This is a genomic window from Photobacterium carnosum, assembly GCF_002849605.1.
Lineage (GTDB): Bacteria > Pseudomonadota > Gammaproteobacteria > Enterobacterales > Vibrionaceae > Photobacterium > Photobacterium carnosum.
This window is the reverse complement of sequence record NZ_NPIB01000033.1, coordinates 1-16,541: the sequence shown is the minus strand read 5'-3', so window position 1 is coordinate 16,541 and position 16,541 is coordinate 1. Positions and strand designations below refer to the sequence as shown.

Here is a 16,541-nt window from a genome sequence, read left to right as displayed (position 1 = left end):
CGGGCTTTTAAAAGCCAACATGCTGACAGGGAGATCAACATCTTATAATATGGGGTGGCTAACGAGGCTCGAACTCGCGACAACCGGAATCACAATCCGGGACTCTACCAACTGAGCTATAGCCACCAATGTTTTTTACCTTTGCCAATACGACCGGATGATGGTGCGCCCGAAAGGATTCGAACCTTCGGCCTTTGGCTCCGGAGGCCAACGCTCTATCCAGCTGAGCTACGGGCGCCTTGCCCTATCGACGAGGTGAATATTACGGATCAGAACGCGACTCGGCAAGTGTTTTTTTTTGTTTTTATTCCGCTCGCTGATTTTATCAGCAAATCGATGTTGATTCGTATCATACACAGCACGACATCAGCCTTGAACATTCATCATTATTGCTATACTTACCAAATTGCAACATCTGTTGTACGTATAAATCAGCATACTCTTAAGCAGTATTTTATTACTTTCCCTTAATAACTGGATGTATAAAGGTGCCAAAAATGGATTTATCTTTACGACCATGCCTTATCGCTATTTGTACCAGTCTTTGTTTCTCGACCACGACGATAGCAGCTGACATGTCAGCCACTGCGATCAATGATCGAATAAAACCCATAGGAAATATACATATTGAAGGGACGACACCGCCAATCGCTGCTATAGCAACGTCTTCGCGAACAGGCCAAGTCATTTATGACCAATATTGTGCTTCTTGTCATAACAATGGCTTGATGGGAGCACCAAAAAAAGGTGACGCAGATGATTGGGCCACTCGTATGAGCCAAGGTGATGCAGTTCTAGCTAAACACGCCATTGAAGGTTTTAATGCTATGCCTGCAAAAGGAACTTGTATGGACTGCAGTGATGATGAAATTGTGGCCACCATTAATTACATGATTAAACCAAACTAAAATAATTTTTACTCGTTACATTTGATTTATTGACTGTATTTAGTATCAGTAAGGGGGATCTCTCCCCCTTACTTATGATAGATCTTTCGCTAGCCGTTATTTTTTAAACAAATTACGAATATTAGCAATATGGGCTTGCCCCTTATGCATTCGCTCTTCTGCCGTCACAGGCTTACGTTCACTTTCCCAGTCGAGATCATCTTGCGGTAATTCATACAAGAAACGACTAGGCTCTGGTTTGAGCAACTCACCATATTGGCGACGCTCTTTACATAACGTGAACGTCAGCTCTCGTTGCGCGCGGGTGATCCCCACATAAGCAAGACGGCGTTCTTCATCGACATTATCTTCATCAATACTAGTTTGATGTGGCAAGATACCCTCTTCAGCCCCAACCAAGAACACATAAGGAAATTCCAATCCTTTAGATGCGTGTAAAGTCATTAACTGCACTTGATCAGCATCACTATCATCTTCCCCGCGCTCCATGATGTCGCGTAGGGTTAATCGTTGGACTACTTCTTTCAGCGTTTTAACTTCATTATCGTAGTTATCACCTTCTAAATCAGCGGTGATCCAACTGTATAGATCTGAGACATTTTTCATTCTCATTTCAGCAGCTTTAGGGCTGGCAGACGTTTCGTAAAGCCAATCGTCATAATGAATATCACGCACTAATTGGCGCACTGCCGCAACCGTATCACCACGTTCAGCGTTATCAGTTAGCTGATTGATCCAGTGAGTAAATCGCTGCAATGATTCTAAGCCTCGCCCTGAAAGATGGTGCTCAAGCCCCATTTCAAAACTGGCAGCAAACAAGCTCTTTCCTCGCATATTGGCATATGTTCCCAACTTTTCGAGGGTAACTGGACCAATCTCACGTCGGGGTGTATTCACTATACGTAAAAAAGCATTATCGTCATCAGGGTTGGTCAATAGCCGTAAATAAGCCATCATATCCTTAATTTCAGCCCGAGAAAAAAATGATGTTCCACCTGAAATATTATATGGGATCCGATTTTGTATTAATGATTTTTCAAATAGTCGTGACTGATGATTACCTCGATATAAAATTGCATAATCTTTATAAGCAGTATTATTCATAAAGCGATGCGCAATTAATTCGCCAACCACTTTTTCAGCTTCATGATCTTCATTTTTTGCGGTTAACACTTTAACCATTGCGCCGTCAGGAATGGCAGAAAAAAGTTCTTTTTCAAACAAGTGCGGATTGTTAGCAATAAGAATATTTGCCGTTCGCAAAATACGACTAGTCGAACGATAATTTTGTTCAAGCTTAACCACTTTAAGATTCGGAAAATCTTTATTAAGTAAGGCTAAGTTTTCTGGCTGAGCACCACGCCATGAATAAACAGACTGATCATCATCGCCAACTACGGTAAATCGTGCTCGTTCACCAACCAACAATTTCACAAACAGATATTGGCTAGTATTGGTATCTTGATATTCATCCACCAGCAAATAACGAATTCGATTTCGCCACCGTTGGCGTACGTCTTGATTGTCACGTAGCAACAATACTGGCATTAAAATCAAATCATCAAAATCAAGTGCGTTATAAGCTTTCATTTGACGCTGATACATTTCATAGCAATGGGCAAACAATTGATCACGCTCAGTTTGCGCTCGACCTGCCGCATCAATCGGCGACAACATGTCATTTTTCCAGTTAGAAATTGTTGACTGTAATTGCTTTAATAAATCCTTATCACCATCGAGTTCTTCTTCCGTCAACTCTTTCAATAGCGCCATCTGATCTTGATCGTCAAACAATGAAAAATTAGCTTTTAAGCCTAAATATTTACATTCTCGACGCACAATATTAAGCCCCAAGGTATGGAAAGTTGACACCATCAACCCTTTAGACTCTTGACGACCTAATGTTTGACCAACACGCTCCTTCATTTCACGCGCAGCTTTATTGGTGAAGGTTAAAGCAGCGATATTACGTGCTTTATAGTCACACTTCTGAACTAAGTAAGCGATTTTATTGGTTATAACACGTGTTTTACCTGAGCCGGCTCCTGCCAAGACTAAGCACGGCCCAGAAACGTATTTAACTGCTTCTGTTTGCCTTGGGTTCAGTTTCATTAGTTATCCTGACGTCATTAAAAATTGGGCGCATGTTAACGCGCTTTAATTACAAGTCTATTCACTTAACGTGCAATGACACTTTATCACTTATTAACATTTTGTTTTAATTTCATCATTTAAATCAACTTAACACTAGATTTTGGTTAAATATATTAAATAAGGTCTAAAATTAATCAGAGCAAATCGAACTGAATTCTAAATAAGCTTAAATGTTGATTACAAAACAGCAAATAAACGTTACATTACTGTTAAATAAGAAAATAATACTTAACAGTAATTATATTGCTTAAATCTAGGAGATTTCATGCGGAAAATCGCAGCTATTGCTACTATTATCAGCTTAACACTAGGGATATCAGCTTGTGACCAAAACACATCCAAAGACCAATCTCAGCAAGCTACAAAAAGTGTACCTGTAGACACACTTATCGTCAGTTCTCATCCACAAGCCATCCATGTAGAACTCCCTGGTCGTAGTAAAGCCTACCTTGAAGCAGAGGTTCGTCCTCAAGTATCAGGCATCATCACTGAACGTAGTTTCAAAGAAGGCAGTAGTGTAAGCAAAGGGCAATCATTGTATAGCATTGATTCAGCAACTTATAACGCCGCATACCTCAGTGCAAAAGCGGGTTTAGCCCAAGCTCAAGCCAACCTAGATTCTGCCAAAGCACTTGCTAAACGTAGCCAAACCTTGGTTAATCGCGGCGCTATCAGTAAACAAACCTATGATGATAACAAAGCAAAATATAAAGTAGCTCTTGCTGGTATTGATGTTGCAAAAGCGAGTGTTAATAAAGCCAAAATAGATCTCAATTATACCAAAGTTAAAGCCCCAATAGCGGGTCGTATTGGTCAATCATCCGTAACACCAGGTGCATTAGTCAGTGCGGGTCAACCGCTAGTATTAGCCACTATTCAGCAATTGGATCCGATTAATATTGATATCGCGCAATCAAGCACCCAATTACTACGTTTAAGATCAGCCCTTAAACAAGGTCAACTTCAAGCTAGCGATAATGCTGATGTTGAACTCATTCTTGAAGATGGCAGTGTTTATTCTCATCACGGAACACTACAGTTTGCTGAAGTAAATGTTGATCCAAATACAGGGTCCGTTACTTTACGTGCCGAATTCCCAAACCCTAATGGCGTTTTACTACCTGGAATGTATGTTCGCGCAGTACTGAATACGGGAACCGATCCAAAAGCGATCATGATCCCGCAAAAAGCCATTACTCGCAACAGTAAAGGCCAAGCCATTGCGATGGTTGTAGGCGCTGAAAATAAAGTGGAATCACGTACGGTGACCACAGCAGAAACAATTGATAATCAATGGCGGATCACTAGCGGACTTAAAGACGGCGATCAAGTAATTGTTGATGGTTTACAAAAAATCCGTCCAGGCGTTGTGGTTGAACCAACCCCAACAACAGCCACTCAATCGCAATAATAGGGAATAAATTATGGCTCGCTTCTTTATTGATCGCCCTATTTTTGCTTGGGTGATTGCCATTATTGTTATGTTAGCTGGTGTCTTATCCATTCTAAAACTACCAGTTTCGCAATACCCTAGCATAGCACCACCAACCGTTGTCATTAGTGCTAACTACCCTGGTGCTAATGCTAAAACAATGGAAGATACGGTTACACAGGTTATCGAGCAACGCATGACGGGTATCGATAATTTACGTTACTTATCATCAACCAGTGATAGCTTTGGTAATGCCCAAATTACCCTAACCTTTAATGCCGAGGCTGATCCTGATATTGCTCAAGTACAAGTTCAGAACAAACTTCAATCGGCGCTGCCATTACTACCAATGGAAGTGCAGCAACAAGGTGTTAAAGTTAATAAATCTAGCTCAAGCTTCTTAATGGTGGTCGGATTCTATTCCGAAGATGGCTCAATGGATAAAAATGACATTTCGGACTACATCAGTTCCAATGTATCAGATCCAATGAGTCGAGTTGCTGGTGTAGGTGAAATCCAAGCTTTTGGTGCTCAATATGCGATGCGTATTTGGCTAGATCCTCTCAAGCTAACAAAATATAACCTAACAAGTATTGATGTCATTGCGGCAATCAAAGAACAAAATGCGCAGGTGTCTGCCGGTCAACTTGGTGCATCGCCATCACTACCAGGCCAAGAGCTTAACGCAACCGTATCAGCCCAAAGTCGTTTAAAAACCCCTGAACAATTTAAGAACATTATTGTTAAGTCTGATTCTTCTGGAGCAAAAGTCCATTTAAGTGATGTTGCACGGGTTGAATTGGGTGCTGAAGATTACTCAGTACAAGTATTTTATAACGGTAAACAAGCCAGTGGTTTAGGTATAAAGCTAGCAACAGGTGCAAACGCTCTTGCAACAGCAGAAGCGGTTAAAGCTAAAATTGAAGAATTAAAGCCATTCTTCCCTGAAGGCCTAACAGCAGTTTACCCCTACGATACAACACCGTTTGTTGAAAAATCGATTGAAGGTGTTGTACATACTCTATTTGAAGCGGTCGCTTTGGTGTTTATCATCATGTACCTCTTCTTACAAAACTTTAGAGCAACTTTAATTCCAACCATCGCTGTACCAGTAGTATTACTTGGTACCTTTGCGGTGCTGTCATTAGCCGGTTTTTCTATTAACACCCTTACCATGTTCGCCATGGTACTTGCTATCGGCTTGCTGGTTGATGACGCGATAGTGGTGGTGGAAAACGTCGAACGAGTCATGCATGAAGAAGGCTTAAGTGCCGTTGAAGCAACCCGAAAATCGATGGATCAAATTACTGGCGCTCTGGTTGGTATTGCATTAACCCTTTCAGCTGTATTTGTACCAATGGCATTTATGTCAGGTTCTACGGGTGTTATTTATCGTCAATTCTCGATAACCATTGTAACCGCAATGACATTATCCGTATTGGTGGCAATGATCCTCACCCCTGCGCTATGTGCCACCATGCTTAAACCTGTTGAGCATGGCAGTAATGAAAAAGGCTTCTTTGGTTGGTTTAACCGCACCTTTGATAAGTTAACGAGCCGCTATGAATCTAGCGTTGCGGCAATGATCAAACGTTCAATTCGTGTAATGCTAATCTTTCTTGGTTTAACCGTTGCTGTTGGCTGGATATTCATGCGGATGCCAACCTCTTTCTTACCCGATGAAGATCAGGGTATCTTATTCAGTCAGGCAATATTGCCCGTCAACTCAACCCAAGAACAAACCCAAGAAGTAATGGATAAAGTATCTGATTACTATTTAACCCAAGAAGCTGACAGCGTCGCAAGCGTATTTAGTGTCTCTGGCTTTAGCTTTGCGGGTAGTGGTCAAAATATGGGTATGGCGTTTGTGGGCTTGAAAGATTGGTCCGATCGTCAACTGCCTGGTATGGATGTTAATTCAATCGTTAACCGATCCATGGGCTATTTCCAAAAAATTAAAAATGCGATGGTATTCTCGTTTGCACCGCCAGCCGTTATCGAATTGGGTACCGCAAGTGGTTTTGATTTCTACCTTCAAGATCGAAGTGGCCAAGGACATGACAAACTGATTGCCGCTCGAAACCAATTACTTAAATTAGCATCTGAAAACCCTAACTTAGTCGGTGTTCGCCCGAATGGTCAAGAAGATGCACCGATGTACCAAATCAACATCGACCAATCAAAAATTCGGGCTTTAGGAATTAATATTCAATCTGTAAACCAAGTTTTAGGTACTGCTTGGGGCAGCTCATACGTCAATGACTTCATTGACCGTGGGCGAGTGAAAAAAGTTTTCGTTCAAGGCGATGCACAATACCGTATGAAACCAGGGGATCTTAATACTTGGTATGTTCGTAATAACCAAGGTGAAATGGTGCCATTCTCAGCTTTTGCTACTGGAGAATGGCAATATGCCTCGCCGCGTCTAGAACGTTTTAACGCCACCCCAGCAGTCAACATTCAAGGCAGTGTTGTCACAGGTTACAGTACTGGTCAAGCAATGCTTGATATTGAAGCGATGGTGAAAAAATTACCACCAGGCTTTGGTGTTGAGTGGAATGGTTTATCGTATGAAGAACGACTATCAGGCAACCAAGCCCCCATGCTTTATGCACTATCTATCTTGGTGGTGTTCTTAGTTCTTGCCGCACTTTATGAAAGTTGGTCGGTACCTTTTGCGGTGGTATTAGTAGTACCACTCGGTATTATCGGTGCTCTACTGGCCATGAATGCTCGTGGTCTGCCTAACGATGTATTCTTCCAAGTAGGCCTCTTAACGACGGTAGGTCTAGCCACCAAAAATGCCATCCTGATCGTGGAATTTGCCAAAGAATACTACGAAAAAGGGGCTGGATTAGTAGAAGCAACATTGCACGCTGTTCGTGTTCGTCTACGTCCAATTATAATGACATCACTGGCCTTTGGTCTTGGTGTTGTCCCATTAGCAATCAGTACGGGTGTTGGTTCTGGTGGTAAAAATGCCATTGGTACCGCAGTACTTGGCGGTATGTTAAGTTCGACATTCTTAGGTATTTTCTTTATTCCAATTTTCTTTGTGGTAGTAGAGCGTATCTTTAGTCGCGGTAAAGAAAAATCGGCAACCAAGAACACACCACCAACACAGCAATAATAACGGCTTAAACCGTCATTAATATAAAAGCCCATATCAAGACTGATATGGGCTTTTTTTGTTTTTTATCACTACGTCTCTCCACATCCCACTCAATAAGCATAACCGCAAACACCTAGTCATTATAATTAATGATATAAATACGTAAATAAGGCTTGCGAATCAATAATCAAATCCTACAATAGCGCTGAATGAACATTCATTCATACCACTCCTATTAAATATAAACAGCCATGACTGATAAAAAAGAGCGAATATTAACTGCAACCGAAAAACTATTAGCCACCTATGGCTTTCATGGATTATCCATGCAAATGGTCGCCAAAGAAGCTCAAGTTGCAACAGGCACAATTTATCGCTATTTCAACGATAAAGATGATTTACTGTATCAACTCCATGAACATATTTTAGGTTATATCGCGAAAAAAATTAGTCATAATATTAACGATAGCATGTCGATAAAACAGCGCTACCGTATTATGTGGCTAAACCTATGGCATATGTCTATTAATGGTGAGGCTCCATTAATTAATCAAGGACAATTTCAACACTTGCCTCGCAACAATTCTTTTGAAAAGAAAGCATTAAATAAACAACTCTTTAGCTGCGTCAATCAAATGTTTGACGAAGGTAAAGCCTGTCATTTATTTAAACCGCTTAATAATGAGATTTTAAGTACACTGAGCTTAGAAACGAGTTGCTATTTAGCTCGTCGAAAAATCAATGGTAGATTAGAGATCACTGATAGCGAGCTTGATGCAGCTATCAATGCTTCTTGGGATGCCATTATTCAACATTAATATTGTAATTTCGGAGCGTACCTTACAATGAAAAAATGGATCGTGATGTTACTTCTTGCTCTTCTGCTATTTGGAAGCGTAATTGGTTTCAATCTTTTTAAAGAACATAAAATAGCCGAATATATGGCAAATATGCCGGAAGCTAATTATCCGGTAACCGCAACCACGACTAAAGCAGAAAACTGGTACCCAGCACTGCAAGCGATTGGTTTCATTGAGCCAATGCAAGGTGTTACCTTAACATCAGAAGCGGCAGGCGTGATCAGTGACATTAATTTCGAATCAGGTCAAAAGGTAAAAACTGGCCAGCTTCTGGTTTCTATTAATTCCAATGTTGAGCAATCTAGCTTACAAAGTACCGAAGCAAAACTGCCATCAGTACAAGCATCTTACCAACGTTATAAAGATCTTTATCGTAAAGGCTCAGTATCAAAATCTAGTCTTGATGAAGCAAAAGCAAACTACCTAGCACTAGTTGCTCAAATCAAATCATTAAAAGAATCTATTCAACGTCGTAATATAAGCGCACCTTTTGCGGGTGAAATTGGTCTACGTAATGTTTATTTAGGTCAATATATTCAACCTGGTACCAAAATTATTCGTTTAGAAGACACGACAACGATGCGTTTCCGTTTTACCGTACCACAAACAGATATATCTAAGATCAAAATAGGCCAAGCTGTTGATATCAATATCGATGCTTACAAAAATACTGATTTTAAAGGCCAAATTACAGCGATTGAACCCGCTGTTAACGCCCAAACAGGTTTAATTCAAGTACAAGCTGACATTCCTAACAGCGGTGGCATGTTACGTAGTGGTATGTTTGCCCGTGCGCGTGTGGTTCAACCAACCATTACCGATCAAATCGTAGTGCCTCAAACAGCGATTACTTACACCCTTTACGGCGACACAGTGTATGTATTACGTACTATTGATGGCAAATTACGTGCAATACAAACAGTGGTAACAACAGGTTTAAATAAAGGTAATAAAGTGCGAGTTCTTTCAGGCTTAAAAGCTGGAGAGCAGATCGTAACTAGCGGTCAAATTCGTCTTAGCAACAAGTCATTAGTGCATGTCGTTAAAAATGACGCACTGAAGGCTCCTGCTGAAATCCCATTGCTGTAACTGGAGAACGCTCAGGATGCGCTTTACTGATATATTCATCAGACGCCCGGTATTAGCAATTTCGATCAGTTTAATGATCGCATTGCTTGGCCTTCAGGCGATTTTTAAAATGCAGGTTCGTCAATATCCGGACATGACTAATACCGTAGTAACCATAAGTACGGCTTACTACGGCGCCAGTGCTGATCTTATTCAAGGATTTATCACTCAACCACTAGAACAAGCAATTGCTCAAGCCGATAATATCGACTACATCACTGCCAAAAGCATAATGGGAATGTCGAGCATTACCGTACAAATGAAATTAAACACCAACCCGAATGCAGCCTTGGCGGATATTCTTGCCAAAGTTAACTCGGTGCGGGCTCAGTTACCCAAAGAGACTCAAGATCCAACCATTTCACTTTCTACTGGTGGTGGTACTGGTGTGCTCTACCTTGGTTTCACCAGTAAAACATTAAGCTCAAGTCAAATTACTGACTACATCGAACGTGTAGTAAAACCGCAATTATTTACGGTTGGTGGTGTGGCAAAAGTAGATATGTACGGTGGTGTACCGTTTGCATTACGTGTTTGGCTTGATCCACAAAAAATGGCAGCATTTAACTTATCTGCTAGTGACGTGACTCAAGTACTACAAGCAAACAACTACCAATCTGCTGTTGGTCAAGCTAATAATGATTTCGTGTTGTACAACGGTAGTGCCAACACACAATCAAATAGCCCAGCATCACTAGAGAAACTAGTTGTATCAAGTAATAACGGTCAAGTGATCCGTTTAGGTGATATTGCTAAAGTAACATTATCACGTAGCAGTGATAGCTACCGTGCAACGGCAAATGGTCAAGAAGCCGTCGTCGGTGCGATTGAAGCGGCACCAAGTGCCAACCCAATCAACATTGCTAAAGACGTTCGTGAATTATTACCAACCATTGAACGTAACATGCCAAGCACCATCAAAATGACAATCATGTATGACTCAACGATTGCGATTAATGACTCTATTCATGAAGTTATTAAAACCATTCTTGAAGCTGCATTGATCGTATTAGTGGTTATTGCACTATTTATCGGTTCACTACGCTCAGTTATCATTCCAATTATTACCATTCCACTATCATTGGTTGGTGTGGCATTAGTAATGCAGTTATTCGGTTTCTCATGGAACCTAATGACATTGCTGGCTTTAGTGCTTGCGATCGGCTTGGTAGTTGATGATGCGATTGTAGTATTAGAAAACGTTGAACGGCACATCAAGCTCGGACAAACGCCATTTAGAGCCGCCATTCTTGGTACTCGTGAAATCGCTATTCCCGTGATTTCAATGACTATTGCTTTAGGTGCGGTATACGCGCCAATTGCATTAATGGGTGGTTTAACAGGTTCATTATTTAAAGAATTTGCGCTAACCCTTGCAGGTGCGGTATTTATTTCAGGAATTATTGCCTTAACATTATCACCAGTAATGTGTGCAACTTTCCTGAAAGAAAATGAAAAGCCTAATAAATTTGAACTGATAGTACACGGTTTTCTTGACCGACTAACGTTACGTTATGAAAAAATGCTTAATGGCATCATGCACATGCGTTTAGTTGTTATCGTGTTTGCTCTCTGTGCTTGTGCAAGCTTGCCGTTATTATTCAAATTTATTCCAAGTGAATTAGCACCTGCTGAAGATAATGGTGTGGTGGTATTTATGGGTACAGCGCCTGCAAACGCCAACCTTGATTTCATTCAAGACACCATGGATCAAGTTAATAAAGTATTAACCTCAGAAAAAAATGTTGAATATGCACAGATCTTCTCAGGTATTCCTTCGGCTAACCAAGCATTTGGTCTAGCTACATTAAAACCATGGAGCCAACGCGATCAAAGCCAAACTGAAGTCGCGAATGACGTAACTGAAAAAATCAAAAATATTCCACAAATGGCGGTTACTGCCTTCCAAATGCCAAGCCTTCCAGGTGCTGGTTCTGGTTTGCCAGTGCAGTTTGTTATCACTACACCTAACAACTTTAAGAGCCTCTTCCAAGTGGCTGCTGAAATGTTGACTAAAGTGAAAGATAACCCAATGTTCGTCTACTCAGATTTAGACTTGAAGTATGATTCTGCGACCATGAACATTGATATCGATAAAGATAAAGCCGGTGCTTATGGTGTCACCATGCAAGCTATTGGTAATACTCTAAGTACAATGTTAGCCGGTGGCGATATTAACCGCGTTGATATTTTGGGTCGTTCTTACAAAGTTATTCCACAAGTTGAGCGTAAAGATCGTTTTAATCCTCAAGATTTAAACAATTATTATGTCAAAACAAAGAGCGGAGATTTGATTCCACTAGGTAGTCTAGTAACGATCAGAGTAACCCCAGCACCACCAACCTTACCAAGCTTTAACCAACAAAATGCGGCAACCATCGGTGCAGTATTAGCCCCAGGCACCTCAATTGGTGAAGCTGTAAATTGGTTAAATACTGAATCAGCTAAAGTATTACCGAAAGGTTACGGTCATGACTACTTAGGTGAAAGCCGTCAGTATGTGACTGAAGGTAATGCGCTATACGCTACATTTGGTCTAGCACTAGCAATTATTTTCTTAGTGCTTGCGATTCAATTTGAATCATTACGTGATCCACTCGTTATCCTTGTTTCAGTACCACTCGCTATCTGTGGTGCACTGATTGCCCTCGCGTGGGGTGCAACAACACTGAACATCTACTCGCAGATAGGTTTGATAACCCTCATAGGCTTGATAACCAAACACGGTATATTGATTTGTGAAGTTGCCAAAGAAGAACAGCTCTACCACGGCAAAAACCGTATGGATGCTGTGATGGAAGCTGCGAAGATCCGTCTTCGCCCAATCCTAATGACAACATGTGCAATGATTGCAGGTCTAGTACCACTGTTGTACGCATCAGGTGCAGGCGCAGCATCACGCTTCAGTATTGGTATTGTTATCGTTGCTGGTTTATCTATCGGTACACTATTTACCTTGTTCGTATTACCCGTTATTTATACGTTCTTGGCAAGTGAACATAAACCACTACCTGTATTTGTTGAAGATGACGATGGTTTAGATAACCACTTCTAATTTATCAAAACAAAAAAGGGCGCTGAGTCATCAGCGCCCTTTTCTTTTTATCTCACCGACAATTACAATAGTTAATAACGATTTTCGCAACGGAGTAAACGGATCATGTTCGATTCAAAAAAACTTGAGCAAATAGCTAAACAAATTCAAGACGCAATGCCTAAACCAGTTAAAGATCTAGGTAATGATGTTGAACAAAAAGTACGTCAGGTGATTCAATCACAATTAGGTAAGCTTGATATTGTCACTCGTGAAGAGTTTGACGTCCAAACGCAAGTGCTATTGCGCACTCGTCAAAAATTGACCGAGCTTGAGCAAAAAATGGCAGCATTTGAAGCTAAATTAAATGCTGAAGACAACAGCACCAACGCTTAATCAATGATAACAACACCCATTAAAAAGCCCAGTTCTCATCAAACTGGGCTTTATTTTTAATTATAGTTGAAACTAAATATTAACCACCAACAGCAATATGCTTCATGTCTTTCATATAACCACGTAGTTGCTTACCAATCACTTCAACTGGGTGATTACGTAATGCTTCATTTACTTCAATCAACTTTTGATTATCAACAAAGTTAGTTGTTGTCGCCAAACCTTTACCAATCACATCCGTAGTGACCGTAGCCATAAAATGATCACGCAATAACGGTGTTGCCACATTAGCAAATAAATAGTTACCGTACTCCGCAGTATCAGAGATAACCACATTCATCTCGTACAAACGTTTACGCGCGACCGTATTGGCAATCAGCGGTAACTCATGCAATGACTCATAATAAGCCGACTCATCAATAATACCTGACGCCGTCATCGCCTCAAAGGCTAGCTCAACCCCTGCACGCACCATCGCGACCATCAAAATACCGTTATCAAAGTATTCTTGCTCTGAAATTTGAAGATCTGATGCAGGATAGTTTTCAAATTGTGTTTCAGCCGTTTCACCACGCCAACCTAATAATTCAGCGTCATCGTTAGCCCAGTCAGTCATCATGGTATTTGAGAAATGACCTGAAATAATATCATCCATATGTTTATTATATAACGGACGCATCAACGCTTTTAGTTGCTCAGATAAATCAAATGCTTGGACTTTAGCTGGATTTGAAAGGCGATCCATCATATGGGTCACACCACCAAACTTCAGTGCTTCAGTGATCGTTTCCCAACCAAATTGTAGCAACTTACCGGCATACTCTGGCGCAATACCATCAGCCAGCATTTTCTCATAACAAACAATAGAACCCGCTTGAAGCATGCCACAGAGAATAGTTTGCTCTCCCATCAAATCCGACTTCACTTCAGCCACAAATGATGACTCAAGCACACCCGCGCGATGCCCTCCCGTTGCCGCAGCCCATGCTTTAGCAATTTCAATACCATCAGCATGAGGATCATTTTCAGGATGGACAGCAATCAAGGTTGGCACACCAAAACCGCGTTTATATTCTTCACGCACTTCCGTACCCGGACACTTAGGCGCTACCATTACCACCGTTAAATCTTTACGGATTTGCATCCCTTCTTCAACAATATTAAAACCGTGAGAATAACCTAATGCAGCACCTTGCTTCATCAGTGGCATCACCGTTGCAACCACATTGGTATGTTGCTTATCAGGCGTAAGGTTTACCACTAAATCTGCATGTGGAATCAGTTGTTCATAACTACCAACGTCAAAACCATTATCACGTGCATTTTTAAAGGATGGACGTTGCTCATCAATCGCAGCTTGGCGTAGGGCATAAGACACATCCAATCCAGAGTCACGCATATTAAGACCTTGGTTTAAACCTTGCGCACCACATCCGACAATAACCACCTTTTTACCTTTGAGGTAATCAGCTTCAGTTGCAAACTCTGTACGATCCATAAAACGACAACGACCCAGTTGATCCAACTGCTGGCGCAAATTTAAGGTATTGAAATAATTAGCCATAACAACAAACTCCGTGAAATATATTTATCCTTGGTTCGATATTTATTTATCGAATAGATTGATAGTAGATCAGGAAAGTTGTTGCTCAAAGTGATATATTCACAACAATTAATTGCAAATTATGCAACATAAGCCGATGAACATTAAAAACCTACAACTTTTTATTCACTTAAGTGATTCGCTGAGTTTTCATCAAACAGCACAGGCAATGCATATTAGTCCATCCGCGCTGAGTCGTGTTATTCAACGCCTAGAACAAGAGTTAGGGCAAAGCTTATTTCGTCGAGATAATCGCAGCGTTGAACTTACGATAGCTGGAAAAAAATTGATCCCAGTCGCCACAACTATCATTTCTAATTGGCTTTCACTAAAAATAGAATTAAACAGTGATAGCTCATTATTACAGGGGAAGCTGAAAATATTTTGTTCTGTAACAGCTAGTTATAGTCATTTACCCTCAATACTAACGGCTTTTCGACATCGCTATCCGCAAATAGAAATTCAATTATTAACGGGGGACTCCGCATTAGCTATTGATAAAGTACTTAATGGCGAAGTTGATGTTGCCATTACAGCAAAGCCCGAACATCTCTCAAATAAGCTGACTTATATTGAATTAGACCATATCCCAATGTCAGTGATCTCGCCGGCTATTTCTCCTCCAGCGATTCAACAATTATTAAATGATGGTCCTAACTGGCAAGCATTACCTTTTATTGTTGCAGAATCGGGTCCTGCAAGATCACGAGCGAATACTTGGTTCAAAGACAAAAAGATCACGCCACCAATTTACGCGCAGATTTCTGGCCATGAAGCCATTGTGAGCCTGGTAGCATTAGGCTGTGGTATTGGAATTGCACCAGATATTGTGATTAATAACAGCCCAATGAGTGATAAAGTGCAGCGCTTCCCCGCTGAGTTTATTGCGCCATTAAGCTTAGGACTATGTTGTAAACAATCACGCCATCAAGAAAGTGTATTAAAGGCGTTACTGCAATTATTTTAATCTCTTTATATTAATACCTACCGTTCTGTCAGCTGAAGCAATACTTAAATTATACAGACGTAAAAAAGCCCCCGACATTGCTGTCGAGGCCATCTTGAAGATGGCAGGAGTTACGAGGTTCGAACGCCCAACACGCGCTGATTTTCGGAATGGCGAATCCGCTGCTCTGCCAGTAAGAACTATATTCATAAATTATAGATAGCAAAAAGGCTCATATCTTTCGATATGAGCCTTCTTTAAGATGGCAAGAGTTACGATACTCGAACTCCCAACACGCGCTGATTTTCGGAATGGCGAATCCGCTGCTCTGCCAATTAACGCTACAAGCATAAATTACAGATAACAAAAAGGCTCATATCTTTCGATATGAACCGTCTTTAAGATGGCAGGAGTTACGATACTCGAACGCCCAACACGCGCTAATTTTCGGTATGGAGAATCCGCTGCTCTGCCAGTTAACGCTACACCGCTCGATCATAATAATACAGACATAAAAAAGCCCCGATATTACTATCGAGGCTTTCTTGAATATGGCAAGAGTTATGGTACGTGAACGCCCAACACGCGCTGATTTTCGGTATGGCGGAATCTGCTGCTCTGCCAGTAAGAACTATATTCATAAATTACAGATAGCAAAAAGGCTCATATCTTTCGATATGAACCGTCTTTAAGATGGCAGGAGTTACGATACTCGAACGCCCAACACGCGCTGATTTTCGGAATGGTGAATCCGCTGCTCTGCCAATTAACGCTACACCGCTCGATCATAATAATACAGACGTAAAAAAGCCCCGATATTACTATCGAGGCTTTCTTGAAGATGGCAGGGGTGGAGAGATTCGAACTCCCAACACGCGGATTTGGAATCCGCTGCTCTGCCAGTTGGAGCTACACCCCTGTAGTTGTTTTAAAGACTTAACTGTGTCTTAAATAAATGGCGGAGTGGA

Annotated in this window: 10 protein-coding genes and 3 tRNA genes; 8 read left to right on the top strand and 5 right to left on the bottom strand. The window is 41.1% G+C overall.

Translation table 11 applies throughout. From position 1 onward, the window contains the following. Positions 1–50 precede the first annotated feature (50 nt). Positions 51–126 (bottom strand) — tRNA-His (locus tag CIK00_RS19145). 35 nt (positions 127–161) lie between these two features. Beyond that, a tRNA-Arg gene (locus CIK00_RS19140) sits at positions 162–238 on the bottom strand. Positions 239–497: 259 nt separating this feature from the next. Here CIK00_RS19140 and CIK00_RS19135 point away from each other — a divergent pair. After that, positions 498–908 (top strand): c-type cytochrome, encoded by a 411-nt coding sequence (locus CIK00_RS19135; protein WP_101770199.1) that lies wholly within the window; start codon positions 498–500, stop codon positions 906–908. Positions 909–1,004: 96 nt separating this feature from the next. Here CIK00_RS19135 and rep read toward each other — a convergent pair whose 3' ends face one another. Beyond that, complete coding sequence (gene rep, locus CIK00_RS19130; protein ID WP_101770198.1) at positions 1,005–3,020, bottom strand: DNA helicase Rep; 2,016 nt, start codon at positions 3,018–3,020, stop codon at positions 1,005–1,007. A 307-nt stretch (positions 3,021–3,327) separates the two neighbouring features. On the opposite strand from rep, the gene CIK00_RS19125 reads away from it, so the two are divergent. The 6 genes from CIK00_RS19125 to ubiK all read left to right on the top strand — a co-directional run bounded on the left by CIK00_RS19125 (position 3,328) and on the right by ubiK (position 13,024). Further along, positions 3,328–4,473, top strand: a complete 1,146-nt coding sequence (locus tag CIK00_RS19125; RefSeq protein WP_101770197.1) for an efflux RND transporter periplasmic adaptor subunit — start codon at positions 3,328–3,330, stop codon at positions 4,471–4,473. Positions 4,474–4,486: 13 nt separating this feature from the next. Further along, positions 4,487–7,624, top strand: a complete 3,138-nt coding sequence (locus tag CIK00_RS19120) for an efflux RND transporter permease subunit (protein ID WP_101770196.1) — start codon at positions 4,487–4,489, stop codon at positions 7,622–7,624. A gap of 233 nt (positions 7,625–7,857) precedes the next feature. After that, positions 7,858–8,424, top strand: a complete 567-nt coding sequence (locus CIK00_RS19115) for a TetR/AcrR family transcriptional regulator (RefSeq protein ID WP_101770195.1) — start codon at positions 7,858–7,860, stop codon at positions 8,422–8,424. Positions 8,425–8,451: 27 nt separating this feature from the next. Beyond that, entirely contained in the window at positions 8,452–9,555 is a 1,104-nt protein-coding gene (locus CIK00_RS19110) for an efflux RND transporter periplasmic adaptor subunit (protein ID WP_101770194.1), read from the top strand. A 16-nt stretch (positions 9,556–9,571) separates the two neighbouring features. Next, the gene (locus tag CIK00_RS19105) at positions 9,572–12,649 is read left to right on the top strand and encodes a multidrug efflux RND transporter permease subunit (RefSeq protein ID WP_101770193.1); all 3,078 of its coding nucleotides are present in this window, start codon (positions 9,572–9,574) and stop codon (positions 12,647–12,649) included. A gap of 105 nt (positions 12,650–12,754) precedes the next feature. Beyond that, positions 12,755–13,024 (top strand): ubiquinone biosynthesis accessory factor UbiK, encoded by a 270-nt coding sequence (gene ubiK, locus CIK00_RS19100; RefSeq protein WP_101770192.1) that lies wholly within the window; start codon positions 12,755–12,757, stop codon positions 13,022–13,024. A 79-nt stretch (positions 13,025–13,103) separates the two neighbouring features. Here the strand turns inward: ubiK and ilvC are convergent, their stop codons facing one another. Continuing rightward, a complete protein-coding gene (gene ilvC / locus CIK00_RS19095; protein ID WP_101770191.1) occupies positions 13,104–14,588 on the bottom strand; it encodes a ketol-acid reductoisomerase in 1,485 nt (494 codons plus the stop codon). 136 nt (positions 14,589–14,724) lie between these two features. On the opposite strand from ilvC, the gene ilvY reads away from it, so the two are divergent. Further along, the gene (gene ilvY, locus CIK00_RS19090; RefSeq protein WP_101770220.1) at positions 14,725–15,594 is read left to right on the top strand and encodes an HTH-type transcriptional activator IlvY; all 870 of its coding nucleotides are present in this window, start codon (positions 14,725–14,727) and stop codon (positions 15,592–15,594) included. Between the two features lie 821 nt (positions 15,595–16,415). On the opposite strand, the gene CIK00_RS19080 is transcribed toward ilvY, so the two are convergent. Next, positions 16,416–16,492 (bottom strand) — tRNA-Trp (locus CIK00_RS19080). Between the last annotated feature and the right edge of the window lie 49 nt (positions 16,493–16,541).